Origin of the sequence: Streptomyces sp. NPDC006711, assembly GCF_042869775.1 — a bacterium.
In the GTDB taxonomy this organism is placed as follows: Bacteria; Actinomycetota; Actinomycetes; order Streptomycetales; family Streptomycetaceae; genus Streptomyces.
In genome coordinates, this window is sequence record NZ_JBIAGO010000008.1 from 46614 (window position 1) to 71092 (window position 24479).

The 24479-nt window shown below is 67.4% G+C and carries 28 protein-coding genes and 1 pseudogene; 8 read left to right on the forward strand and 21 right to left on the reverse strand.

The genetic code is table 11. The features are described from left to right. Positions 1–7: 7 nt before the first annotated feature. The 17 genes from rpsQ to ACFYM2_RS18180 form a co-directional block, all read right to left on the reverse strand. Positions 8–292 carry a 30S ribosomal protein S17 gene (rpsQ, locus tag ACFYM2_RS18100; protein WP_100578124.1) on the reverse strand — a complete coding sequence of 95 codons (285 nt, stop codon included), beginning with the start codon at positions 290–292 and terminating at the stop codon, positions 8–10. Continuing rightward, the gene (rpmC, locus tag ACFYM2_RS18105; RefSeq protein ID WP_100578218.1) at positions 292–516 is read right to left on the reverse strand and encodes a 50S ribosomal protein L29; all 225 of its coding nucleotides are present in this window, start codon (positions 514–516) and stop codon (positions 292–294) included. Before rpmC ends, rpsQ begins: the two co-directional genes overlap by 1 nt. Then, positions 516–935: a 50S ribosomal protein L16 gene (gene rplP, locus ACFYM2_RS18110; protein WP_053727610.1), complete on the reverse strand. Its 420-nt coding sequence runs from the start codon at positions 933–935 to the stop codon at positions 516–518. Before rplP ends, rpmC begins: the two co-directional genes overlap by 1 nt. Before the next feature lie 5 nt (positions 936–940). Next, positions 941–1783, reverse strand: a complete 843-nt coding sequence (rpsC, locus tag ACFYM2_RS18115; protein ID WP_053727609.1) for a 30S ribosomal protein S3 — start codon at positions 1781–1783, stop codon at positions 941–943. After that, positions 1783–2130: a 50S ribosomal protein L22 gene (gene rplV / locus ACFYM2_RS18120; protein ID WP_030359020.1), complete on the reverse strand. Its 348-nt coding sequence runs from the start codon at positions 2128–2130 to the stop codon at positions 1783–1785. The genes rpsC and rplV overlap by 1 nt, the downstream gene beginning before the upstream one ends. A 41-nt stretch (positions 2131–2171) precedes the next feature. Further along, positions 2172–2453 (reverse strand): 30S ribosomal protein S19, encoded by a 282-nt coding sequence (gene rpsS / locus ACFYM2_RS18125; protein ID WP_053727608.1) that lies wholly within the window; start codon positions 2451–2453, stop codon positions 2172–2174. 12 nt (positions 2454–2465) lie between these two features. Then, positions 2466–3302: a 50S ribosomal protein L2 gene (gene rplB, locus ACFYM2_RS18130; protein WP_350232145.1), complete on the reverse strand. Its 837-nt coding sequence runs from the start codon at positions 3300–3302 to the stop codon at positions 2466–2468. 39 nt (positions 3303–3341) lie between these two features. After that, a complete protein-coding gene (gene rplW / locus ACFYM2_RS18135; RefSeq protein ID WP_053727606.1) occupies positions 3342–3656 on the reverse strand; it encodes a 50S ribosomal protein L23 in 315 nt (104 codons plus the stop codon). Further along, entirely contained in the window at positions 3656–4306 is a 651-nt protein-coding gene (rplD, locus tag ACFYM2_RS18140) for a 50S ribosomal protein L4 (RefSeq protein WP_100578119.1), read from the reverse strand. Before rplD ends, rplW begins: the two co-directional genes overlap by 1 nt. A gap of 4 nt (positions 4307–4310) precedes the next feature. After that, positions 4311–4955, reverse strand: a complete 645-nt coding sequence (gene rplC, locus ACFYM2_RS18145) for a 50S ribosomal protein L3 (RefSeq protein WP_120721902.1) — start codon at positions 4953–4955, stop codon at positions 4311–4313. 14 nt (positions 4956–4969) lie between these two features. Further along, entirely contained in the window at positions 4970–5278 is a 309-nt protein-coding gene (rpsJ, locus tag ACFYM2_RS18150; protein ID WP_003948644.1) for a 30S ribosomal protein S10, read from the reverse strand. 551 nt (positions 5279–5829) lie between these two features. Beyond that, positions 5830–6771, reverse strand: a complete 942-nt coding sequence (locus ACFYM2_RS18155; RefSeq protein WP_388837184.1) for a hypothetical protein — start codon at positions 6769–6771, stop codon at positions 5830–5832. Continuing rightward, positions 6768–8588 (reverse strand): alpha/beta hydrolase, encoded by a 1821-nt coding sequence (locus ACFYM2_RS18160; RefSeq protein ID WP_388837448.1) that lies wholly within the window; start codon positions 8586–8588, stop codon positions 6768–6770. The genes ACFYM2_RS18155 and ACFYM2_RS18160 overlap by 4 nt, the downstream gene beginning before the upstream one ends. A gap of 5 nt (positions 8589–8593) precedes the next feature. Further along, a complete protein-coding gene (locus tag ACFYM2_RS18165; RefSeq protein ID WP_388837187.1) occupies positions 8594–9031 on the reverse strand; it encodes a hypothetical protein in 438 nt (145 codons plus the stop codon). A gap of 249 nt (positions 9032–9280) precedes the next feature. Further along, positions 9281–9583 (reverse strand): hypothetical protein, encoded by a 303-nt coding sequence (locus tag ACFYM2_RS18170; RefSeq protein ID WP_388837190.1) that lies wholly within the window; start codon positions 9581–9583, stop codon positions 9281–9283. A gap of 273 nt (positions 9584–9856) precedes the next feature. Continuing rightward, positions 9857–10066, reverse strand: coding sequence for a DUF397 domain-containing protein (locus ACFYM2_RS18175; RefSeq protein WP_388837193.1), 210 nt, complete (start codon positions 10064–10066; stop codon positions 9857–9859). Next, on the reverse strand, positions 10063–10941 hold the full coding sequence (locus ACFYM2_RS18180; protein WP_388837196.1) for a helix-turn-helix transcriptional regulator: 879 nt from the start codon (positions 10939–10941) through the stop codon (positions 10063–10065). Before ACFYM2_RS18180 ends, ACFYM2_RS18175 begins: the two co-directional genes overlap by 4 nt. 155 nt (positions 10942–11096) lie before the next feature. Between ACFYM2_RS18180 and ACFYM2_RS18185 the strand changes: the two genes are divergently transcribed. The 5 genes and pseudogenes from ACFYM2_RS18185 (at position 11097) to ACFYM2_RS18205 (ending at position 15849) form a co-directional block, all read left to right on the forward strand. Then, positions 11097–11591: an ATP-binding protein gene (locus tag ACFYM2_RS18185; RefSeq protein ID WP_388837199.1), complete on the forward strand. Its 495-nt coding sequence runs from the start codon at positions 11097–11099 to the stop codon at positions 11589–11591. Positions 11592–11827: 236 nt separating this feature from the next. Continuing rightward, positions 11828–12673: a helix-turn-helix domain-containing protein gene (locus ACFYM2_RS18190; protein ID WP_388837202.1), complete on the forward strand. Its 846-nt coding sequence runs from the start codon at positions 11828–11830 to the stop codon at positions 12671–12673. A 52-nt stretch (positions 12674–12725) separates the two neighbouring features. After that, on the forward strand, positions 12726–13316 hold the full coding sequence (locus ACFYM2_RS18195; RefSeq protein WP_359000875.1) for a Uma2 family endonuclease: 591 nt from the start codon (positions 12726–12728) through the stop codon (positions 13314–13316). A 53-nt stretch (positions 13317–13369) separates the two neighbouring features. Continuing rightward, positions 13370–13654 (forward strand): annotated as a pseudogene (locus ACFYM2_RS18200) (hypothetical protein); the annotation flags it as partial. Between the two features lie 188 nt (positions 13655–13842). Next, a complete protein-coding gene (locus tag ACFYM2_RS18205) occupies positions 13843–15849 on the forward strand; it encodes a PIG-L family deacetylase (RefSeq protein WP_388837205.1) in 2007 nt (668 codons plus the stop codon). A gap of 110 nt (positions 15850–15959) precedes the next feature. Here ACFYM2_RS18205 and tuf read toward each other — a convergent pair whose 3' ends face one another. The 4 genes from tuf to rpsL all read right to left on the reverse strand — a co-directional run bounded on the left by tuf (position 15960) and on the right by rpsL (position 20323). Beyond that, positions 15960–17153 (reverse strand): elongation factor Tu, encoded by a 1194-nt coding sequence (gene tuf / locus ACFYM2_RS18210; RefSeq protein ID WP_350232137.1) that lies wholly within the window; start codon positions 17151–17153, stop codon positions 15960–15962. Between the two features lie 159 nt (positions 17154–17312). Beyond that, entirely contained in the window at positions 17313–19439 is a 2127-nt protein-coding gene (fusA, locus tag ACFYM2_RS18215; protein WP_350232136.1) for an elongation factor G, read from the reverse strand. Positions 19440–19478: 39 nt separating this feature from the next. Beyond that, on the reverse strand, positions 19479–19949 hold the full coding sequence (gene rpsG / locus ACFYM2_RS18220) for a 30S ribosomal protein S7 (protein ID WP_014154599.1): 471 nt from the start codon (positions 19947–19949) through the stop codon (positions 19479–19481). A gap of 2 nt (positions 19950–19951) precedes the next feature. Then, complete coding sequence (gene rpsL / locus ACFYM2_RS18225) at positions 19952–20323, reverse strand: 30S ribosomal protein S12 (RefSeq protein WP_003948652.1); 372 nt, start codon at positions 20321–20323, stop codon at positions 19952–19954. A 376-nt stretch (positions 20324–20699) separates the two neighbouring features. Between rpsL and ACFYM2_RS18230 the strand changes: the two genes are divergently transcribed. The 3 genes from ACFYM2_RS18230 (at position 20700) to ACFYM2_RS18240 (ending at position 24387) form a co-directional block, all read left to right on the forward strand. Further along, entirely contained in the window at positions 20700–21419 is a 720-nt protein-coding gene (locus tag ACFYM2_RS18230) for a Crp/Fnr family transcriptional regulator (RefSeq protein WP_388837209.1), read from the forward strand. Positions 21420–21547: 128 nt separating this feature from the next. Beyond that, entirely contained in the window at positions 21548–22264 is a 717-nt protein-coding gene (locus ACFYM2_RS18235) for a hypothetical protein (protein WP_388837212.1), read from the forward strand. After that, positions 22261–24387, forward strand: coding sequence for a hypothetical protein (locus ACFYM2_RS18240; RefSeq protein ID WP_388837214.1), 2127 nt, complete (start codon positions 22261–22263; stop codon positions 24385–24387). Before ACFYM2_RS18235 ends, ACFYM2_RS18240 begins: the two co-directional genes overlap by 4 nt. The last annotated feature ends 92 nt before the right edge of the window (positions 24388–24479 follow it).

Sequence of the window (24479 nt, forward strand, 5' to 3'; positions counted from 1 at the left end):
GAATTTCTTACTTGGCCTTCTCGAGGATCTCGACGATGCGCCAGCGCTTGCTCGCCGACAGCGGACGCGTCTCCATGATGAGGACGCGGTCGCCGACGCCGGCAGCGTTCTGCTCGTCGTGCGCCTTGAGCTTGTTCGTACGGCGGATGACCTTGCCGTACAGCGCGTGCTTCACACGGTCCTCGACAGCGACGACGACGGTCTTGTCCATCTTGTCGCTGACGACCAGACCCTCACGGGTCTTGCGGAAACCGCGCGCTTCAGTCGTCTCAGTCACATTCTTCTCGCTCATCAGGCGCTCTCCACCGTCTCGATGCCCAGCTCGCGCTCGCGCATCAGGGTGTAGATCCGGGCGATGTCCTTGCGGACGGACTTGAGCCGCCCGTGGTTCTCGAGCTGGCCCGTCGCCGCCTGGAAGCGGAGGTTGAACAGCTCTTCCTTGGCTTCGCGGAGCTTGCCGAGAAGCTCCTCGTCACCCAGCTCGCGCAGTTCGGACGCCTTGGTTCCGGCCGACATCACGCCTCACCTGCCTCGCGCCGGACGATGCGGCACTTCATCGGGAGCTTGTGAGCGGCTCGGGTGAGCGCCTCACGAGCAATCTTCTCGTTCGGGTAGGACAGCTCGAACATCACCCGGCCCGGGTGAACGTTCGCGACCCACCACTCCGGAGAACCCTTACCGGAACCCATGCGGGTCTCGGCAGGCTTCTTCGTCAGGGGGCGGTCCGGGTAGATGTTGATCCAGACCTTGCCGCCACGCTTGATGTGGCGGGTCATCGCGATACGAGCCGCCTCGATCTGGCGGTTGGTCACGTACGCCGGCGTGAGGGCCTGAATGCCGTACTCGCCGAACGCAACCGTCGTACCACCCTTGGCCATACCGCGGCGCTTGGGGTGGTGCTGCTTGCGGTGCTTGACCCTACGGGGGATCAGCATTTCGGTCAGGCCTCCGTTCCGGTGCTCTCAGCCGGAGCGGCGGCGGCGGGAGCCTCGGCCTTGGGGGCCTCGGCAGCCGGCGCAGCCTGCTGCGGCTTGCGGCCGCGACCGCCACGCTCGCCGCCACGACCACCGCGGCCACCGGCCGGACGGTCGTTGGCGCCACCACGGGCCGGGCGGTTACCCGCACGGGCCGCTGCGTTCTCGGCGCGAACCTCGGCGATGTTCTTGACGTCGCCCTTGTAGATCCAGACCTTCACGCCGATGCGGCCGAAGGTCGTCTTGGCCTCGAAGAAGCCGTAGTCGATGTTCGCGCGCAGGGTGTGCAGCGGCACACGGCCTTCACGGTAGAACTCCGAGCGGGACATCTCGGCGCCGCCGAGACGGCCGCCGCACTGGATCTTGATGCCCTTGGCGCCGGCCTTCATCGTGCCCTGCATGCTCTTGCGCATGGCACGACGGAAGGAGACGCGGGAGGAGAGCTGCTCGGCAACGGCCTGCGCGACCAGCTGAGCGTCCATCTCGGGGTTCTTGACCTCGAGGATGTTCAGCTGGACCTGCTTGCCCGTGAGCTTCTCGAGGTCGCCGCGGATGCGGTCGGCCTCGGCGCCACGGCGGCCGATGACGATGCCGGGACGCGCGGTGTGGATGTCCACCCGCACGCGGTCACGGGTGCGCTCGATCTCAACCTTCGAGATGCCGGCGCGCTCCATGCCGGACGTCATCATCCGACGGATGGCGACGTCTTCCTTGACGTAGTCCTTGTACAGCTTGTCGGCGTACCAGCGGGACTTGAAGTCCGTGGTGATACCGAGCCGGAACCCATGCGGGTTAACCTTCTGGCCCATTACCGGGTTCCTTCCTTGCTGCTGACGACCACGGTGATGTGGCTGGTCCGCTTACGGATCCGGTAGGCACGGCCCTGAGCACGCGGACGGAACCGCTTCAGGGTCGGGCCCTCGTCCACAAACGCCTCGCTGATGAACAGCGAAGAGGCGTCCGTGTGGTCGTAGTTGTGCGCGGCGTTGGCAATGGCGCTGTCAAGCACCTTGCCTACCGGCACGCTCGCGGCCTGCGGGGCGAAACGCAGGACCGCCTGAGCCTCCGTGGCATCCATGCCACGGATAAGGTCCACCACTCGGCGGGCCTTCATGGGCGTAACGCGGATGTACCGCGCCTGGGCCCTGGCTTCCATGGTTGTCCTTCCAGTGTCTGTCATGGTCATTCCACCCCGCGTTAGCGGCGCTTCGACTTCCGGTCGTCCTTGACGTGGCCGCGGAAGGTGCGAGTCGGCGAGAACTCACCGAGCTTGTGGCCGACCATCGACTCGGAGACAAACACCGGGACGTGGGTCTTGCCGTTGTGCACCGCGATCGTGTGGCCGAGCATGGCCGGGATGATCATCGAGCGACGGGACCAGGTCTTGATGACGTTCTTGGTACCAGCTTCGTTCTGAGCGTCCACCTTCTTGATGAGGTGTCCGTCGACGAAGGGTCCCTTCTTGAGACTGCGCGGCATCTAAACCCGCTCCTAGCGCTTCTTGTTCGTCTTGCGGCGGCGGACGATGTACTTGCTCGATGCCTTCTTCGGCGAGCGAGTACGACCCTCCTTCTGACCCCACGGGGAGACCGGGTGGCGACCACCACTGGTCTTGCCCTCACCACCACCGTGCGGGTGGTCAACCGGGTTCATCGCGACACCGCGGACGGTCGGGCGGACGCCCTTCCAGCGCATGCGGCCGGCCTTGCCCCAGTTGATGTTCGACTGCTCGGCGTTGCCGACCTCGCCGATGGTGGCGCGGCAGCGGGCGTCGACCAGGCGGATTTCACCGGACGGCATACGAAGGTGGGCCATCGTGCCCTCCTTCGCCAGCAGCTGCACCGAAGCACCCGCGGAGCGGGCGAACTTCGCACCGCCACCGGGACGCAGCTCGATGGCGTGGATGGTCGTACCGACCGGGATGTTGCGCAGCGCCAGGTTGTTGCCCGGCTTGATGTCGGCCCCGGGGCCGTTCTCAATGCGGTCACCCTGGCTCAGGCCACGGGGCGCGATGATGTAGCGCTTCTCGCCGTCCGCGTAGTGCAGGAGCGCGATGCGCGCGGTGCGGTTCGGGTCGTACTCGATGTGAGCGACCTTGGCCGGCACGCCGTCCTTGTCGTGACGACGGAAGTCGATCACGCGGTAGGCGCGCTTGTGGCCACCGCCCTGGTGTCGGACGGTCACACGACCGGTGTTGTTACGGCCGCCCTTGCTGTGCAGGGGGCGGACCAGCGACTTCTCCGGCGTGGACCGCGTGATCTCGACGAAGTCGGCGACGCTGGAGCCACGACGGCCCGGAGTCGTCGGCTTGTACTTGCGGATACCCATTTCTCAGTCCTCGTCCGATATTCGGACCAGGGCGCTCCGTTAGGAGGCCTGGCCGAAGATGTCGATACGGTCGCCCTCAGCAAGGGTCACGATGGCGCGCTTGGTGTCGGCACGCTTGCCGAAACCGGTCTTCGTGCGCTTGCGCTTGCCCTGGCGGTTGATCGTGTTGACCCCGGTGACCTTGACCGAGAAGACCGCTTCCACGGCCTGCTTGATCTGGGTCTTGTTGGAGCCCGGCTTCACGATGAACGTGTACTTGTTCTCGTCGAGCAGCGCGTAGCTCTTCTCGGACACAACCGGCTTGACAAGAATGTCGCGCGGGTCCGTGAAGGTCTTGCTGGTGATCTCGGCCATCAGGCCTCGCTCCCCTCGTTGTCATCGGCCTTGGGGCCAGACACGAAGGACTCGAAAGCGGCCTGGGTGAAGACCACGTCGTCGGAGACGATCACGTCGTACGTGTTCAGCTGGCCCGGCTCCAGGATGTGGACCTGGGGCAGGTTGCGGGCGGACAGCCACGCGGCCTCGTCGGCGCGCTCGACGACCAGGAGCAGGTTGGCGCGCTCCGAGATCTTGCCGAACAGCGTCTTGGCGGCCTTGGTGGAAGCCGTGCCCTCGACCACGCCGGTGACGACGTGGATGCGGGAGTGGCGCGCCCGGTCGGAGAGGGCACCGCGCAGGGCGGCGGCCTTCATCTTCTTCGGGGTGCGCTGCGAGTAGTCACGCGGCTGCGGGCCGTGGACGACGCCACCGCCGGCGAACTGCGGCGCGCGGGTCGAACCCTGGCGCGCGCGGCCGGTGCCCTTCTGGCGGTACGGCTTGCGGCCACCACCACGGACTTCGCCGCGGGTCTTGGTCTTGTGCGTACCCTGACGGGCAGCTGCCAGCTGTGCGACGACGACCTGGTGGATCAGCGGAACGCTGGTCTTCGCGTCGAAGATCTCCGCGGGGAGCTCGACGGTACCGGCCTTGTCGCCTGCCGGCGAAAGGATGTCAATGGTGCTCATTACCTCAAGCCCCCTTGGCCGCGGTACGGACCAGGACGAGGCCGCCGTTCGGACCGGGGACCGCGCCCTTGATGAGGAGCAGACCCTTCTCCGCGTCAACCGCGTGGATGGTCAGGTTCTGGGTGGTGACACGCTCGTTGCCCATGCGGCCCGCCATGCGGACGCCCTTGAACACGCGGCCAGGGGTGGCGCAGCCACCGATGGAACCGGGCGAGCGGTGCTTGCGCTGGACGCCGTGACCGGCGCCGAGGCCCTTGAAGTTGTGACGCTTCATGACACCGGCGAAGCCCTTGCCCTTGCTCTTGCCCGTGACGTCGACCTTGACGCCGGACTCGAACACCTCGGCAGTGATCTCCTGGCCCAGCGTGTACTCGCTGGCGTCAGGGGTGCGGAGCTCCACCAGGTGGCGGCGCGGGGTCACGTCGGCCTTGGCGAAGTGACCCTTGAGGGGCTTGTTCACCTTGCGCGGGTCGATCTCGCCGAAGGCGATCTGGACCGACTCGTAGCCGTCGACGTCGTTCGTGCGGACCTGCGTCACGACACACGGCCCGGCCTTGATGACGGTGACCGGGACGACCCGGTTGTTCTCGTCCCAGACCTGGGTCATGCCGAGCTTCTCGCCCAGGACGCCCTTGATGTTCTTGCTCATCTCGGCCCGTCCCTTCAGAGCTTGATCTCGATGTCGACACCGGCCGGAAGGTCGAGGCGCATCAGCGAGTCAACCGTCTTCGGCGTGGGGTCGAGAATGTCGATGAGGCGCTTGTGGGTGCGCATCTCGAAGTGCTCGCGAGAGTCCTTGTACTTGTGCGGCGACTTGATGACGCAGTACACGTTCTTCTCAGTGGGCAGCGGCACCGGGCCCGCGACCGACGCACCAGTGCGCGTCACCGTCTCGACGATCTTCTTCGCCGAGGAGTCGATGACCTCGTGGTCGTAGGCCTTGAGCCGGATGCGGATCTTCTGTCCCGCCATGGCTACCTAGTAGTCCTTTGTCTCGTAACGCTCTGGAACCCGGGGGTTCTGCTGTCTTCCGCCTCCGACCCACGCGGTCGGGCGTGTCGCACTCCCTCTACGCAGAAGTCCCATACGGGATTTCCCAACCAAGGGGATGCGGGCCACAGGACCTCGCAAGCGGGGGGCAGAACACCCACCGGACGCCTGGCCGGAGCCCCGCTGACACTTCCCGGAAGATTCCCGTACGTCCGCCCCATCAGGGGCGACGAGTACTGTGGGACTCGCTTCCGGTCCTCCCGGCGGGAGACGCGCAGCATCGGCACTCAACCGAGCAACCCCGACAGTCTGCCATACCAGGACAGCACCTGGCCAATCGCAGCCGGGAAGCGTACCCCACGTCACATGGGCTCACGCATTCGGCACGCGGCGGCTCTGCGCCGGCAGCTGCCGGACAGGCCGCACTCCCTGCCGTCCGGGATCATTCCGCGCCCCGACGCCGATGCTCCGGGGTCGCGCAAGTGGGCCTTCGCCGGGACTCATGTGCAGCCGTATGTGAGAGATGGAGCCGGTCAAACCCGAGGGCTGGCCACCGGTAGCACAGGGGTGGTGACTGCAACGCGGATCATCCCGGTGTCGTCTGCCGCGATCTGCGCCACGCTGTGATCATCAGGATTGAGCCCCCTCAGCGCCGCTGCACTCTGCCTGCGCACGACCCATCCTGCTGCTTCGAAGTACGCCTGTCCCCGCGCCACGGCTCGAGTGGCTTCGTCGCGTCCAGTCACCTTTGCGGACCACGTGTGATGAAGGAAGGCGCGTCCACGGTGGTCGTTGACCGGCCTCAGCCCATCCCCCGGGATCTGAGCATGTGGGGTGCGGAGGGCGTCGTAAATACGGCTGGAGTGGCCCAGTGCCCGGCGCTCGGCAGTGGGGTCGACCAAGGGGGCATGAAGAGATGCGACGTGCGTGGCAGGTGTGGCCGAACCCCCTGATGCTTGGAAGCACGGCGACGTAACCGTGATGGCGGCCAGCCCTTCACCCTTGGCCCGATCGAGCACGCCCGCGGTCGCGTCCATCCAGAAGTCGTCGTTCTTCGTTCGCAGGAAGACCGTGGGGAAGGGGTCGGACCAGTCGGGCGCACCGGCCGACGACTGATATGCGTATCCCAGTTTCCGCCAAGCCTCGGCGGCCTGCTTCACGAGGCTTTTCGCCGCGGTCCCCGGCACCCCGGTCAGCTGGTATCCGAGCCGGACCTGGACGCGATCGTCCTCGGTGTGGTCGTCATAAGCCAGGCACGGACCCACGGACGCCGGCCTGACGACCTTCAGAGTCGGTCGCGGTGTCATACCGTCCACCGCCTGATGAAGGATCTCTTCCGCACGCGCGATCGCCTGCTGGTCGTCCATGCTGACCTGCCCCGGTATCGTTCCGTCGTTCTTCTGCATCCCGCATCCCGTCAGGATGAGGGCGACTGCCGCCAGCGCGACGGCCCAGCGCGCTCCTCGCAGATTCATGGCTTTCCTCCGGTCGCGATTTTCGCCGTGGAAGTGAGGGGCGCGTTTTCCCAGTACTGCGAGTGTGCTGGTATGCCATTCAAGCCCCAGTCCTCCCCGTCGGGAACAGAAAATACCTGCCCACCAAACTCGTCCGACGTGGGGTCATTCCCATACAGCACCGAATGATCATCGAAGAATTTCTCATACGCAAGTGGATTCAGCGGAGCGAGCCGGCCGGGGCTCGGCGGGGCCAAGTTGATGAGGTCATTCTTTGCCGTCGCCGACCATACGTGGTCGGCCGGCAGGTGCAGATCCTCGGCATGCTCGACACCGACACCCGGGCTGCCCACGAAAATGGCATTGTCCACAGGCAGCCCGGGATGATCCCGCAGAGTCTCACCTGCGACCAAGGTGCCATAACTGTGGCCCATCACCGTCGAGTTCACATTGCCGCCGTTGCCGGCGCCGACCCCGGCGAGGAACTTACTCAGCGGTTCCCTAGCGTCATCGGCCCACTTCGTCTCAGTGGCGTCGCCGAGAATGCTTTGCGGAGCGTCGTATCCCAACCACATGACGGAGGCCGTCTTGTGCCCGGGATCGATGTACTGGGCTCTCTCGTTCATCAGTTGGGCACGGTGCAGGTCGCCGTCAACAGAACTCAGTTTCGCCCCCGTTCCCGGCACGTACGTCACCACGTTGTCTGCCGTGTCGGGGTTCCCGAACGAAACTATGGCATGTCCCAGCTTGTTGTTGTCGAATCCGAGAAGATAGCCGCGCTCCGCACCGTCGGACGACGGCTCCATCCGGGAGGTGATGCTGTCCATCCCGTGCAGCCTGTCTTGGAGCTCCTCTGTCCTCTCATTCCACTTCTTCCATTCGTCGGTTTCGACTTGCACACCCTTCAATACGGCTCCAGTGTAGGGATCGATGTAGGGGCGGAGGTGGTCAGCGGGTTCCTTTTTCATCCAGGCATCAAGTTGACTCTGCACACTGCTGTGCGTTTCTGCCAGCACAACGCGATTCACCTCGTCACGGACTGATACGGGAATTCCGTCCAATGCCCCGATGCTCGCCGGATACATGGCAATGTAGTCATCTCTCTCCTGATCGGAGAGCCCCTTCCACCAGTCCCTGTTGTGCGCTGGGGCGCCGTCCTTGGGCGGGGGCTTCAAATGCCCCAGATATCCCTCCGCATCCTTGTGGACCAGCTCCATGTCGCCCTGGGTGTCGCGCCAGTCTCCGTCCGACACCGTCAGATCGTCATCGGCCTTGAGCTTTCGCAGCGCGGGGGCCCACTTCTGATCGGTCTCCGTGGCCGCCTTGAGCGCCTCGGCGATGCGGTCGGCTATCTCCTGTGCGGGACCGAAGTTGGGGTTGGGGTCGAAGTGGGCCGCCTGCCGGTTGAGAGCGCGGGCCTGGTCCGAAAGCGTTCCATGTGCGGTGCCTGCCCCTGGTGGCGCGCCCCCAGGGTTGTCACCTGCCGCCGGGTAGGCAACCGAACCGTCGGAGCCGACCGAGAAGTGCTTGGCCTCGGCATCCGCGATCGCGGCATTCAATGTCGCTTGCGCGGAGCGCATCTCGGCGGCAAAGGCGTCCAGGGCAACGCCGACCAGGCCGCACTCGACCTGGACGTACTGGTAGTCCTTCGACAGTTCTTGAAGCTGCTCCACCGCCGCGTCTGTCGCCTCGCCCTTCAGGCCCTTTCGCATCCCGGGAACAACCACGTTGTTCAGATGCTCCGTCGCCTGCGCGGCTATGTCGCCGGCCGATCGGTACCCGCCCGCTGCCTCCTCGAACTCCGACGGCTTGAGGGCTTTGAGCGCTGCCAAGTCCATCGCGCTCACCGACCCGTTTCCTGGCCACCGACTGCGGGCGTGTCCTTGTACTGGACCTTCACCGCAGCCAGCGCAGCCTCAATCTCGTGGTCGCTCTTGTGTTGATCCGAGCCGGCCTTCCGCAGAAGGTCCTGCAATCCGTCACAGCGGTCGCCCAGCGCATGCAGGTACTTCTGCCAGGACTGGTGCAGCTCCCGCTGCGCGGCCGCACTCTCGACCCCCGCGTCCGCGCCCAGACCCCGCTGCCCGCCATCCAGCCCCGCCAGCGCCTTCGTGGTGTCTCCTGCGAGCAGGGCCACATCGCTGCCGGCGGCATTCCACACGGACCGGTCGGACCGCAGCCCCGCACCGTCGTTGCCGGCGTTCGCGCTCGCAAGCCGCATGGAGGACCGCTCCGCTGCCGCCGCCTTCAGTTGTGCCCACTCCGCCGCGAAGGACGTCATCTCCCCAATCCCCCATGCCCAGGCCGGTTTCACGTCCCGGCAAGCCTAGGGAACCTCTCGCACCGCAACGTGAGTACTGCTACTCATTCGTCACGGGTACTTCGGCGCACCGTATCGAAGGCCCAGGCCCGCCTTCCCAACGCTGCTGGGCACGCGCGGCGTTGACTGAGCCATGCACGCCGTGAAACCCCCAGCCAGGGCATGGGCTGCGTCTTGGATCCGCGTACCCAACACGCGGACGGCAGCGGGCTATCGCAACAGCGCCACCACACGGCGACCCCGGCGGACCTGGTCGCGGTGAACCAATTGAACAGGTCGGTCTGACCGCGCTGCTTCTCGTAAACATGGCGCGGAGGTCCGGCGCGACGGCATCGCCGAAGTCGTCGACCTGATCGGCCAGATGGTGCGCGCCAACCTGATCCAGAAGACCGCTGTCGGCATGCGCTCCGTCGTCGACGGCACCTCGACCGCCTTCTTACCGGCGTCGATCCGCTTCTCGACCTTGCCCCGGCCCTTGTTCAGCAGGTGCTTCCCGCGGTCAACCAATCCCACGAAAGCCACCATCAGCCGTTGTTGCCTGGCGGAGGCCCATCGCGGTAGCCCCCTGACGCGTAGCGCCGCCCGCGCTCCCTGGGAGAAGTACGGCGCCTAGCTCCGCGGCGATCATTGCGCTGAGGCCAACCAGCTTCACCACCGAGGCGAACCCGGACGTCGCGAAACTTCAGCGACGGCCTGTCCCCGCAGCCGGACGCCGTCTTATGATCTCCTACGCCAACGCACCCCCACCCTCAGCATTAACCCCATGGGGCGTGAGCAGTTGGGCGGTCAGCTCCCCGACGCGTACGTCACGAAGTCGGCCCACGCCTCCGGCGCAAGCGCCAGCTGTGGCCCCTCTGTGTTCTTGGAGTCGCGGACGTGCACCACGCCGGGAGCGCCCGCGACCTCGATGCAGTCGTTGCCGTCACCGCTGCTGCTGTAGCTGCTCTTGAACCACACCAGTGCGGAGGCGTCCCGGGTGGTGGGGGTGCCGATCATGTTTCTCCAAGCATCTGCTCGATGAAGGCCCGTGACTCTCGGGGCGTGAGGGCGTGGGCCCGGATCATGCCATAGCGCAGTTCCAGGATCCTGAGCTGCTTCGGATCGGACACGGGTCGGCCGCTGAACGCCCCCTCAGTACGCCCCACCGCTGTACCGTCCGAAAATTTAAGCACTTCGATCAGCCCACCTGTGCCGAAGTGGTCCTCCGAGTCTGTCGGCATCACCTGGATCGATACGTTCCGCAACTGCCCCAGCTCCAGGAGCCGTTCGAGCTGCCTACGCCAAACCATTCTGCCTCCAACCGGACGGCGGAGCGTCACCTCTTCCTGGACGAAACCGAGAGTCGGCGCGGGCGACCTCTCGAAGACCGACCGACGGGCCATCCTTGCGGCCACCATGCGCTCCGTCTCCTCGTCCGAGTAGGCGGGAAGCCACGCGTCGAAGAGCGCCCGCATGTGCTCCTCAGTCTGCAACAGGCCATGGATGTTGTGGTTGCTGTACAACCCAACCTCCACCGCCTGCGCCTCTGACTTAGCCAGTTCCCGAACCTTCTTCGGATACCGAACCTTCGCCACGTCCTCCTTCATCGCCGAGATCAACCCGCCCGCCCCCAGCACCTCGTCCGCCTTGTCCAGGTACTCCGGCTGCGGGATCCGCTTGCCTCCCTCGATCTTGTAGACCATGTCCTCGCCATACCCCACCGCCACCCCGAACTCGGCCGCCCGCATCCCCTTCGCCTCGCGCCGCAGCCGCAGCTGGCGCCCCACCGTCGCGACGACCGCCACACCCCAGTCGTCGTCCGGATCCACCTCCCAGCCCGGCTCGTCCGCCTCACCCTTCAGCCGACCCGCCGCACCATCCGCCTGCTCCATTCCGCACCCCTTCGTCGCACGTCCATGCCGCAGCGCCCCTTACCCGTGCGGCCCGTGCCGACAGTCAGGACAGCCCCGGACGAGCTCCGGACAGTGACCATACGGACCGGCTGAGTCACTGTTCACGGTACGCACGTGCCGCCACGCTCAGTCACGTGAACCAGGAAAGCTCCACCCAACTCCCCGCCCCCGCACGGCACTTCAGCGTTCTGCTGTCGTCCACTCCACGCGGCGCCCGGCTCGCCCGCATCCTCGCTGTCTCGTGGCTGCGCGACTGGCGCCTCGCGCCCCGCACCATCCGCACCGCCGAACACCTCGTCGCCGAACTCGCCGCGAACGCCGTCACCCACGGCCGGCTCCCGGGGCGCAACTTCCGGCTCGCCCTCCGGGCCACCGCCGACGTGCTGCGCATCGAGGTGACGGACACGCGCGGCGACGACCTGCCCCGGCGCCGGCCACCCTCCCCCGGCGCCGAATCGGGACGCGGCCTGATCCTCGTGGAGGCGTTCGCCGACCGGTGGGGCGTCAGCCTCGGCCCCGTACCCCGCAAGACCGTCTGGGCCGAAATCGATCTGCTCCCGCAACCGCGACCACCGGCGCCACCGGAGCACGGCGGCCCGTGTTCCGGCCCGGCGGGACATCTCCTCTAGAACCGTTTGAGGGAAAGAACCCCACCAAACCCCACCCCCCTCCCCGCACATCCGTCCGCCCACCGCGCAAACTCACTCACGCGGGTGAACATCGTCAACTGGGCTGGATCCAGGGCAGGTTGCCTGCTCTACGCTCAGCGCGACACAGCACAAAACACCCCAGACATGCGACGGCCCCCGCCGGGACTGGCATCCCAAAGCGAGGGCCTGACCACCGAGGAAGAAGGACCTTCCCGATGGATGTGCAGAACCCTAGCGCGCCCCCGCGCGCACAGTCCCCCACCAGGGGCAAAAACCACCCCCAGCGACGCCCCCACGCAGGCGGCGTCGTCCACGACAACACCCGCCACACCACCCGCTTCACGGTGATCGGCAACCACCTCGCCCAGCACACCGAGCTGTCGGGGCTCGCGATCGGGCTCGCGGTCTACATCCAGTCGCTGCCCACCGGCGCCCCGGCCGACATCAAGACCCTCGCCGCGCGTTTCCCCGAGGGCTCAACCCGTATCGCCGCCGCCCTGCGCGAACTGGAAGCCCACGGCTACCTCCGCCGCACCCGTGAGCGCGTCCCCGGCGGGCGAATCATCACCCGCACGGTCTCCTGCAACCAGCCCGGCGCGCCCCGCCAGGACGCCGCTCCCGCCGTGCGCAGGGCCGCCCCGGGCAAGCCCCCGCCCCGCAAGCTTCTCCCCGCCGTACCCCAGCCCGCGCAGCCCTCGCCCTCCCTCCTCCAGACCGCCACCGACCTCCTCGCCGGCCTGCGCCGCCAGAACCCCCTCCTGCTCCTCTCCGCCACCGACACCGAGCACCTCGCCCCCGGCGTCGTCGCCTGGCTGGAACGCGAGGTCACCCCCGTCGACGTACGCCGCGCCCTGACCAGAGACCTGCCGCCACCCGACGACCTGCGCCGCCCGGCAGCCCTGCTGGCCCACCGCCTCGCCGCACTGCTGCCGCCCCCACCTCCAGCGACCGAGCCGCGCCCGCACCCCCTCCAAACCTGCGAATCCTGCGACCGGGCCTTTCGCGCACCCGAGCCCGGGCCTTGTGGCGGCTGCCGCCCCGACCACCAGGGCGGCACCTAGCATGAACGTGACGACCCTTGCCCTTGGGCAGCGACCACGAGGAGCGCACGCCATGAGCATCGCCCCGGACAACGCACGGCGGGACACACACCACCTGTACCGGACGATGCGGGAGTTCGTTGAGTCGATGGACGACACCCTCCCCGGCAAGTTCGAGATCACCAAGGAAGGGATCGTCCACGACATGATGGCGCCCGTCGGCCCCCATGAACTCACCGCCCTACGCGTGCGCAAGCGCTTGGAGAAGGTGATGCCGGACGAGTTCGTCGCCCATACGGGCACACCCGATGTGGAGATCGAGAACGAGAGAATCCTGCGGCATCCGGACATCATGGTGATCGCTGAAGCGGATATGGAGGTTCCGGCGTCATTCGACCCCCGCACCCTCATCGCCGCCATCGAAGTCGTCTCCCGCTCCAACCCCGACAACGACTGGGTCGGCAAGATGCGGGACTACCCCTTGCTCGGCGTCCCCGTCTACGCGATCTTCGACCCCCGCACGGGGACCGGGGCCGTCCTGTCCGAGATCCACTCCACCCCCGACGGCCCGCGTTACGCGACCCGCAAGGACTTCGTCTACGGCGAGGACGTCACCATCGCCGACTGGACGATCTCCACCGAATCGCTGCCCCGCTACCCCTGACGTACCCCGGTACGCAAGCCCGTCCCCGCTGCTCACCCCACTGGGCACGCGGTCCCGCCGCAGCGCTATGGAGGAACCTGGTGGCCGTGGACCTTTCTTTCTACAAGTCGCCCCTCGTCGAGGAAATCCGTGACGAAGCCCGGGTCGAGGGCCGGGTCGAGGGCGAGACGCAACGGGCCGCCGAGGACGTCCTGGCGGTCCTGGCCGAGCGCGGCATCGACGTGCCCGAAGAAGCCCGTGAACGCATCACCGACTGTGATGATCCCGAGGCCCTGCGCCGCTGGCTCCGGCGCGCCGTCACGGCTCCGGCGGCTGAAGACATCTTCAGGGACGAGTAGCCGGGGCCTTGGCCGGGAGGCCGACCCGCGCCGCAGGCATGCGCCGCCCCCCATAGGCAACCCCGCCGCCCGCTCCCCCGTCTCACTGGGCGCGCCCGCCCTGGACGCGTGGACCAGGACGAGCGAGCGAGGGAGACAGGGCGGACGTGGACGAGCGAGCAAGGCCCGCGGGGCCAAGGCGACGGGCCGTGCTGGGGGGTGCCGCCGCCGCGGGGCTGGCCGTCACCGTCGCGGGGTGCGGCGTACCCGCGCCGGGCCGGGCCGGCAAGCCGGCCCAGGTCGGCGCGCTCGCCGCCGCACCCCGCGACCCCCTGCTGCTCCAGATCCTCGCCCACCCGGACGACGACCTGTACTTCATGAACCCGGACACCCAGCACGCCCTGGACTCCGGCGTTCCGCTGGTCAGCGTGTACGTCACCGGCGGTGAGGCCAACGGCGACAACCGGGTCACGAGCGACACCGGGCCGCATGTGTACGACAAGGCCGCCTATTCGTCCGCCCGGCACCAGGGGCTGCGCCAGGCGTACGCCACACTGCTCGGGCTCGACAAGTACGCCCCCTGGGAGAAGTCCGTCGCCGAGCTGCGCGGCGGCCACCGCGCCGAGGTCAACCGGCTCCAACACCGGGGCCGCAGCGTGGAGTTGGTGTTCCTGAACACCGCGATGCACACCCCGCTCGGCGGACGCATGGGCCTGCCGAGCCTCTGGGAGGACCACAGCCTGCGCCTGCCCGTCGTCATCGCCGAAGGCTCCCCGCTGACCGAGGCCACGTCGTACACGTACGACGAGCTGGTCGACGTGCTGGCCGGGCTGCTCGCCGACCACTCCCCCACCCTCGTCCAGACCCTCGACCCCGACCCGGACATCCAGCACAGCTCCCCCGCGAATCGCGCGCACGACTCCGAGCAGCCCGGCTACTCCGACCACGCCGACCACACCGCCGCCGCCTCCTTCGCCTGGGCCGCGCTCATCCGGCACGCCGAGCAGGGCCACGCCTTCCTCGCCACCGCCTACCGCGCCTACTACAACCGGCACTGGCCCAAGAACCTCCCGGCGGGCGTCCTCGCCGAGAAGGCCGCGCACCTCGTGCCGTACGGCGGCGCCGAGGACTGGCAGTGCGGCAACCCCGGCGGATGCGGGGACTACAACGTCGGCGGGAAGCGGCCGCTGACCAACTGGAAGGGGTGGGTGCGCTCCACCCACTACCGCCACCCCGGCGCCCGGCTGCTCGTCCCGGCCGACGGCGCCCACGCCTACGGCGTACTCGGTCTGCGGGCCGTGCGCTGGAAGCGGGGCGCCGACGACAGCTGGGGGGCGCCCGAGGACCTGGGCGGCTCTCCGCTGGCGCCCGTCCTCGGCGGCGCCACCCTGCCCGACGGCCGGCAGCTGCTGTTCGCGCTGCGCTTCTCCTCGCTGCAAGGGCGCGCCGGCGCCAACACGCGGGAGATCATCCTGCTCGAACAGGCCGCCCCCGAGGGCGAGTTCGGCGCCTGGAAGGGCCTGGGCAACCCCGAGCGCGGGGACGACCGGGGGCGGCGGATCGGACCGCCGCTCGCCGTGACCGCGCCGGGCGGACGCGTCCACCTCTTCGTGCGCAACGCGGACCGGGGCGTCAGCACCCGGGTGCGGGAGGCGGACGGCACGTGGTCGCGCTGGCGCGATCTGGGCGGCGGCGATGTGCAGGAGGGGCTGAGCGCCGTGGTGGACGGGCGCGGGCGCGTGCACGTCTTCGCGGCCGGCGCCGACACGGTCCACCACTGGACCCAGGACGCCCCGGACAAGCCGCTCGCCCCCGTCGCCTCCCGGCTGCCGCTCGCCGTGGACCCGGTGGCCCCGGTCGCGCTCGGCGAGGGCGAGGGCAGCGGCGTACAGCTCCTGTACCGCACCTCGGCCGATCCGGCGAAGGCCCGCAAGGACCCCGGCTCCCCCGCCTCCCCGCACCTCACCTCCGTACACCTGGACGGCAGCGCGGCGCGGTCTGTGACGCTCGACGGGTACGGTCCGGTCGCCGCGGCCGGGGGTCAGGTGCTGGGCACGGACGAGCAGGGGCGGCTCCAACTGGCGGACGCCGGGCGGCTGTTGAAGCGGACCAGCGGCCCCGTTCCGGTCGGTGTGCCCACGCTGTACTTCCGCGACGGGCGACCCCTCGCGCTCGGACTCGGGGTCGACGCCGCGCCCTGGAGCTGGCGCCCGTAAAGAACCCCGACGCGCCCGCGTCCCCGCGTACAACGCCAAGAGCCCCGCACCTCGAAAGGTGCGGGGCTCTTGTGACAGCTCAGCGAGCTACCAGGTCACTCGTCAGGTACTTACTTGACGATCTTGACGACCTGGCCGGCGCCCACGGTCCGGCCACCCTCACGGATGGCGAACTTCAGGCCCTCCTCCATGGCGACCGGCTGGATCAGCGCGACCGTCATCGAGGTGTTGTCGCCCGGCATGACCATCTCGGTGCCCTCGGGGAGGGTAACGACACCGGTCACGTCAGTCGTACGGAAGTAGAACTGCGGGCGGTAGTTGTTGAAGAACGGCGTGTGACGGCCACCCTCGTCCTTGGACAGGATGTACGCCTGGGCCTCGAACTCGGTGTGCGGGGTGACCGAACCGGGCTTGATGATGACCTGGCCGCGCTCGACGTCCTCGCGCTTGATGCCACGAAGCAGCAGACCGACGTTCTCACCGGCCTGGCCCTCGTCGAGCAGCTTGCGGAACATCTCGATGCCGGTGACCGTGGTGGTGGTCTTCTCGGTCTTGATACCGACGATGTCGACGGTCTCGTTGACCTTCAGGACACCACGCTCGATACGACCGGTGACGACGGTGCCACGACCGGTGATCGTGAAGACGTCCTCGATCGGCATCAGGAACGGCTTGTCGACGTCACGCTCGGGCTGCGGGATCGCCTCGTCGACGGCGGCCATGAGGTTCAGGACGGACTTGCCCCACTCCTCGTCGCCCTCGAGCGCCTTGAGCGCCGAGACCTTGACGACCGGCAGGTCGTCGCCCGGGAACTCGTACTCGGAGAGGAGCTCACGGACCTCGAGCTCGACGAGCTCCAGGATCTCCTCGTCGTCCACCATGTCGGCCTTGTTCAGGGCGACGACGATGTAGGGAACGCCGACCTGGCGGGCCAGGAGCACGTGCTCCTTGGTCTGCGGCATCGGGCCGTCGGTGGCGGCAACCACGAGGATCGCGCCGTCCATCTGCGCGGCACCCGTGATCATGTTCTTGATGTAGTCCGCGTGACCGGGGCAGTCGACGTGGGCGTAGTGACGCGACTCGGTCTGGTACTCGACGTGCGCGATCGAGATCGTGATACCGCGCTGGCGCTCCTCGGGAGCCTTGTCGATCTGGTCGAAGGCCGAGGCCTCGTTCAGGTCCGGGTACGCGTCGTGCAGCACCTTGGTAATGGCGGCCGTGAGGGTCGTCTTACCGTGGTCAATGTGACCGATGGTGCCGATGTTGACGTGCGGCTTAGTCCGCTCGAACTTCGCCTTCGCCACTGGGTCCTCCTGTGGAGTGGTTCTGTACGCCTTGCTTCATCGGCGCCAGGTGATCTTTGCTGGGATGCCGGGGCCCGGGGCACTCACCGTAAACCTGATGGTTTACGCCGAATGCCCCAGTGGCTCCGGTGACAAGCCTAAAGCGTGAACTTGGGAGAGTTACTCGCCCTTGGCCTTCGCGATGATCTCCTCGGCGACGTTCCGCGGAACCTCGGCGTAGGAGTCGAACTGCATCGAGTAGCTTGCGCGACCCGAGGTCTTGCTGCGGAGGTCGCCGACGTAGCCGAACATCTCCGAGAGGGGCACGAGGCCCTTCACGACGCGGGCGCCGCTGCGCTCCTCCATGGCCTGGATCTGGCCACGGCGGGAGTTGATGTCACCGATGACTTCACCCATGTAGTCCTCGGGCGTGACGACCTCGACGGCCATCATCGGCTCGAGGAGCACGGGCGAAGCCTTGCGCGCGGCCTCCTTGAAGGCCTGCGAACCGGCGATCTTGAACGCGAGCTCGGAGGAGTCGACCTCGTGGTAGCCACCGTCGAGAAGCGTGACGCGGACGCCCGTCATCTCGTAGCCGGCCAGGATGCCGAACTGCATGGCCTCCTGCGCACCCGCGTCCACCGACGGGATGTACTCCCGGGGGATGCGGCCACCGGTGACCTTGTTCACGAACTCGTACGCCGCTTCGCCGCCCTCGATGGGCTCGATCGCGATCTGCACCTTGGCGAACTGACCGGTACCACCGGTCTGCTTCTTGTGGGTGTAGTCCACGCGCTCGACGGTCTTGCGGATCGTCTCGCGGTACGCGACCTGCGGCTTGCCGACGTTCGCCTCGACCTTGAACTCGCGACGCATACGGTCGACGAGGACGTCGAGGTGAAGCTCGCCCATACCGCCGATGACGGTCTGGCCGGTCTCCTCGTTGGTGTGCACCTGGAAGGAGGGGTCCTCCTCCGCGAGACGCTGGATGGCGACACCCAGCTTCTCCTGGTCACCCTTGGACTTGGGCTCGATCGCGACCTCGATGACCGGCGCCGGGAAGTCCATGGACTCCAGGATCACCGGGCTCTTCTCGTCCGAAAGCGTCTCACCGGTGGTGGTCTGCTTCAGGCCCATGACGGCCACGATGTCACCGGCGCCCACCGACTCGATCTCCTCACGCTTGTTCGCGTGCATGCGGTAGATCTTGCCGATGCGCTCCTTCTTGCCCTTGACCGAGTTCAGCACAGCGGTGCCGGCCTCAAGGCGTCCGGAGTAGATCCGGATGAAGGTGAGCTTGCCCAGGTGCGGGTCGGACGCGATCTTGAACGCCAGCGCCGAGAGGGGCTCCTCGTCGGACGGCTTGCGCTTGACCACGACCTCCGGGTCCTTGACGTCGTGGCCCTCGATGGCCTCGACGTCCAGGGGGGAAGGCAGGTAGCGGACGACCGCGTCGAGCAGGGGCTGGACGCCCTTGTTCTTGAACGCGGTGCCACAGAACACGGGGGTGACGGTGGTGTCGCCGCCCTTGCCGGACGCGATGGTGATGCGACGCACCGCGGCGTACAGCTGCTCCTCGGTGGGCTCGACGCCCTCGAGGAAGAGCTCCATGATCTGGTCGTCGTTCTCCGCGACGGTCTCGACCAGCTTGCCGCGCCACTCTTCAGCGGCTTCGACGTGCGTGGCCGGGATGTCGACGACGTCGTACATCTCGCCCTTGGTCGCTTCCGCGGACCACACGAGGGCCTTCATGCGGACCAGGTCCACAACGCCCTCGAAGTTGGCCTCGGCACCGATCGGCAGCTGCATCACGATCGGGGTGGCGCCGAGGCGGTCCACGATCATGTCGACGCAGCGGTGGAACTCGGCGCCGGTACGGTCGAGCTTGTTGACGAAGCAGATGCGCGGAACGCCGTAACGGTCGGCCTGACGCCAGACCGTCTCGGACTGCGGCTCCACACCGGCGACACCGTCGAACACGGTGACCGCACCGTCGAGGACGCGGAGCGAACGCTCCACCTCGACCGTGAAGTCCACGTGACCCGGGGTGTCGATGATGTTGATGGTGTGGTCGACGTCCTCGAGCGGCCAGTGGCAGGTCGTCGCGGCGGACGTGATCGTGATGCCGCGCTCCTGCTCCTGCTCCATCCAGTCCATCGTGGCAGCGCCGTCGTGGACCTCACCGATCTTGTACGACACACCGGTGTAGAACAGGATCCGCTCGGTGGTGGTCGTCTTGCCCGCGTCGATGTGAGCCATGATCCCGATGTTGCGGACCTTGGCCAGGTCAAGTGAAGTGGTAGCCATATCGGCTCAGTCTTCTCTCGGTCTCGATGTGGGTAGCGACTACCAGCGGTAGTGCGCGAAGGCCTTGTTGGACTCGGCCATCTTGTGGGTGTCCTCACGCTTCTTGACCGCGGCGCCGAGGCCGTTGGAGGCGTCGAGCAGCTCGTTCATGAGGCGTTCGGTCATGGTCTTCTCACGGCGGGCGCGGGAGTAACCCACGATCCAGCGAAGCGAGAGGGTGGCGGCGCGACCGGGCTTGACCTCGATCGGCACCTGGTAGGTGGCGCCACCGACACGGCGGGACTTGACCTCAAGAGACGGCTTGACGTTCTCCAGAGCGCGCTTGAGCGTGATGACCGGGTCAGCACCGGTCTTCTCGCGCAGGCCCTCCATGGCGCCGTAGACGATGCGCTCGGCGGTGGAGCGCTTTCCGTCCAGCAGGATCTTGTTGATCAGCGAGGTGACAAGAGGAGAGCTGTAGACCGGGTCGATGATGACCGGGCGCTTCGGGGCGGGGCCCTTACGAGGCATTCTTACTTCTCCTTCTTGGCGCCGTAGCGGCTGCGGGCCTGCTTGCGGTTCTTGACACCCTGGGTGTCGAGCGAACCGCGGATGATCTTGTAGCGAACACCCGGCAGGTCCTTCACACGGCCACCACGCACGAGCACGATGGAGTGCTCCTGCAGGTTGTGTCCCTCACCCGGGATGTAGGCCGTGACCTCGATGCCGGAGGTCAGACGCACACGCGCGACCTTACGGAGCGCCGAGTTCGGCTTCTTCGGGGTGGTCGTGAACACACGCGTGCAGACGCCGCGGCGCTGGGGCGAACCCTCGAGCGCGGGCGTCTTGTTCTTCTCGACCTTGTCCTGCCGGCCCTTCCGGACCAGCTGCTGGATCGTAGGCACTACTTCTCCGGTTTCTGTGTGCCGTAGTAAAACTAACCTGAAACACGTCTCCGACCCACGCGGTCGGGTGTGTCGAATACTGCGGACCCCGCCCGAGGGCGGGAGAAGCGCAGATTGCGGTGGCCGGTCCAGAAGCTCGCGCTGCGGACGTAGGCACGCAGCGGAGCCCAGGCACACCCCAGGCACAAGGTCTGAGCGTACCTACCGCATCGACTTGGGTCAAAACAAATGCCGTCCAGGACGACACGCCGGTGACCGCGCGCCGCTGCGGCCGGTCCCCAAGGTGATCGATCCCCCCGCCCCCGCCGTCGCGCTTTAGTACGTTGAAGGGTCACGCGTCCGCCCCGCTCGGGAGACGGACACAGGGGGGCGGATCATGGCAAGGACAGAAGTGCGTTCCACCGACGGAGGCGGCCTGGACGATCAGGTCCCCTTCCTCGCCCGGCTGGACCCGGAGGCGCGCACCGCTCTCCTGGCCCTGGGGCGCGCCCTTCGCTTCCCCGCCCGCACCGTGGTGATCCACCAGGATGAGCCGTCCACCCATGTGCTGCTGATCCTCCACGGCTGGACCAAGGTCACCGCCGCTGCGGTCAACGGATACGAGGTACTCCTGGCCCTGCGCGGTCCCGGTGACATCGTGGGCGAGGGTGCGGCGCTCAGCGGACGCCCTCGGGCCGCTACCGTCACCTCGCTCGAACGTCTGGAGACCGTCGCCATCGAGCAGAGGCGCTTCATCGGGTTTCTGCACCACAGCCCCCAGGTCGCCCTGCAACTGCTCAGCTTGACGACGGACCGGCTGCGCTCCGGTGATCAGCGGCGCCTGGAGACGGCCGCCCTCACCGTGCGAGAGCGTCTGGCCGTGCTGCTTCTGGACCTCGCGCGCACCCACGGCCACCGTACGCCCGAAGGGCTCGAACTGACCGTGCCGCTCAGCCAGTACGAGATAGCCGGTTCCATCGGGGCGTCACGAGAGGCTGTCGCCCGGCTGCTCAAGGACTTACGGGACAGACGTGCCGTGGTGACCAGCCGCCGCCGGCTGGTCATCGTGCGGCCGGACCTGCTGCGCCGGATCAGCGGCGGCGAGCCCCCTCTGTGATCAATTCGTGACGCTGGGCCACTCTGTGCACGCTGTCACAGTTCATCAGCGTCATCCGCCCTCGTCGCCCCGTCGTGCAAGCGAGACCGTGCTCCGGACACGGATCCGCCCCCGCACGAGAGGCAGTCATGACCGAAGCTCTGCACCGCACCATCCTGCTCTTCGACATCGAGAAGTTCGGTACCCGGGACGATGTCGAACAGGCTTTTCTCCGACGGCTGCTCTACGACGTCGCCGACGGCACGTTGCGCGCGGCGCACATCAACGAGACGTCTCGCCTCCGTGCGGACCGGGGAGATTCCGTCGTCGAGCTGATCGACGCCACCGTGCCGGTGTCGACACTGGTGAAGGCGCTGCTCACCGAGACCCCGATGCTGCTCCACGCGAAGAACCGGCTGAGCGCCGCAAGCAACCGGATGCGGCTGCGTGTCGTGCTCGCCGCCGGCTATGTCGCCGTGGACGAGAAGGGCTGGATCGGCTCCGATCTCAACCATGCCTTCCGGCTGCTCGACGCCGAACCTCTGCGCGAGGCCTTGCGGAACAGCGCCGACAACAGCGTGCTGTGTGTATCGGACACCGTGTACCAGGGCGTGGTACGCCATGGCCATCACGGAGTGCGGAGCGAGGAGTTCCGGCAGATCACGGTACAAGCCAAGGAAGGGCCCACGATCGCGTGGCTGCACAAGACGGCTCCGCTCCTGTCACTCAGCACCCCCGATACGCCTCCTTCGGCAGGGTCCGACCGGGCCTCGGGCGGCACTCACATCATGGGCTCGCAGTACGGGATCGCGGGCGGCGAGGTCAACGGCGATGTCAGCTTCGACCTCCGAGGTGAACGCCCGTGAGCGAGAACGCGGCCGTGAAGGCCGAGAAAGCGCCGAAAGCGGCAGCCGGATCTTCTGACCGTCCGGAGGACGCGGCGTCGGCCGACGCCGGTCAGGAGCAGGGGGGACAGGAGAAGGAGGGCCCCGGGGAACGGCAGCCCGCGTGGGCGGCTCGGCGCGATCTCATCGACCTCACCCCCGGTTCCCTGGGCAGCCTGATCTCTGGTGACCAGTACGGACTCAGCGGCGGCCACGTCGCCGGCGACGTCGTCTTCCAGTTCGGCGCCAGGGGCTCAGGCCCCAGCCATCTGGCAAGTTCCGGCTTCCTCCGCGACCACGACGTGGCACAGCTCACGGCCGTCTTCCAGGGCTGCCCAAGCTTTGAGGACGCGCTGGCACGCCTGCGCGACGAACACGTCGTCGTTCTCATGGGGAGCCGTGCGTCCGGGCGCCGGGCCGCCGCCGTGGCGTTGCTGCACCAGTCGGGTGCCAGTCCGATCCGCCTGCTCGATCCCGGTACCGCCCCGGGCGCGGTGACCGATGTGCTCGAGGGGTCCCCGGGTTTCCTCCTGCGCGACTTGACCACCAGCCGGAGCCGTCCGCTCCTGGAGCCCCATCTACTGGCCATGCGGGACGCGTTACGACGGGACGGTGCCCGGCTCGTCATCACCGTGGAGGCCTCCGCCGCGCTGAAGAACATTCCGTGTGTCCAGTGGGAGCCGCCTGCCGCGAGGGATATTCTCTCCGCCCACGTCCAGAGGATGGTGGGGCGGGACGCATGGGCGCAACTGAAGCGTCTGCCTGTCGTGGAGGAATTCCTGAGTCGCCCTCACCAGCCCGGCGAGACGGCGAAGTTCGCCGGTCAGCTCGCCGCACACCATCGAGGTGAACTCTCCGCCGAGAGGCTGACCGAGCTGACCCGCTCCGCGCTGGCGGATCGGATCACGCAGTGGCTCACCGAACCCGAGAAGGAGAACGGCGAGGAACTGCGAGACAAGGCGTTCCTCGTCTCTCTCGCGGTGTTCGACGGCGCTCCCTACGCCGTTGCCGCCGAACTGGGGGACGCCTTGTTCGTCCTGCTCCAAAAGACCGCCAACCCGCACGAGTCTCCTCGTATCCCCATCTTCGGCAGTTCGCTGTCATCTCGTCTTGAGCTCGCCCAGGCTTCAGGGTGTGTGCGGGACGAGGTCACCGAGTGGGGGCCTGTCCCCCAGTACATGGCCGAGTTTCAGGACGATCAGACGGCGCGGCTCCTGCTGCGCGAAGTGTGGACCGTCCATCCTTCCGCCCGCGTCGCGTTGGTGCGCTGGTTGCAGCAGCTCGCCGTCGATGGACGCCCCATGGTCCGCACGCGCGCCGCCGCCGCCACCGCCTACCTCGCGGAGGCAGATCTCCCTTCCGCCATGGCGCTTCTGATCGAGCCCTGGGCCAGCGGCAAGTCCTACACCGGATGGCTGAGTGCCGCCAATGCCCTCAGTCTGGCACGGCTGCTCGACGTGACGGCCGTGTCCCGGATCCTGCACGCCTGGTGCACTGGTGAACATCCCAGCCGCCGATGGACCGCCATCCGTACCTACGGCCTGTTGGGCCCCTTGAACCCCTTGGAGGCGCTACGCGCCCTGCTCGACGCCGTTCGGCTGGAGAACGAGGAGGAAGAGGAGGTGAATCAGCTCGCAGAGGCGACCCAGCTCCTGCTGCTCGCGGCCCGCGAACCCGTACTGCGTGAGCTCGCGTCTCTGCTCCACGACGACCGCGCCATCCACGATCACGTCATGCGTGCCTTCGCGCTCTCCTGCCGTGAATACGCGGAAGGGACCGGTCGTCCCCTTGTTCTCGAATGGTTCTTCGAGGCTTACTCCTGCCCCGACAGCGACGCGGATGCCCTCCTGACCGGAATGTGGCGCGCCTGGCTGGCCGATCGAGCCCACACCGACTCAGCTCTGGAGACGTTGCGGGACTGGATACGCGCGGGGGAGCACGACCCGCGTGTGGAGCTGCCTCTCGCCACGCTGCTCGGTGCCCTCGCCACCACGCGAGTCAATCAATTGCGGCTCAGCCATCTCCTGCGCACCGCACACGAGAAGGACGGCGGTCCCCTGGACGTCGCCGACCGCCTGCGGCCCGTCGTAGCGGAGCACACATGACGCGGAGAGGATTTTCAGTGGACGACAGCCGGGAAGGGCCGGAAACACGGACGGTCCCGACACCTCAAGACGAGCGGCGCTCGGACTGGCAA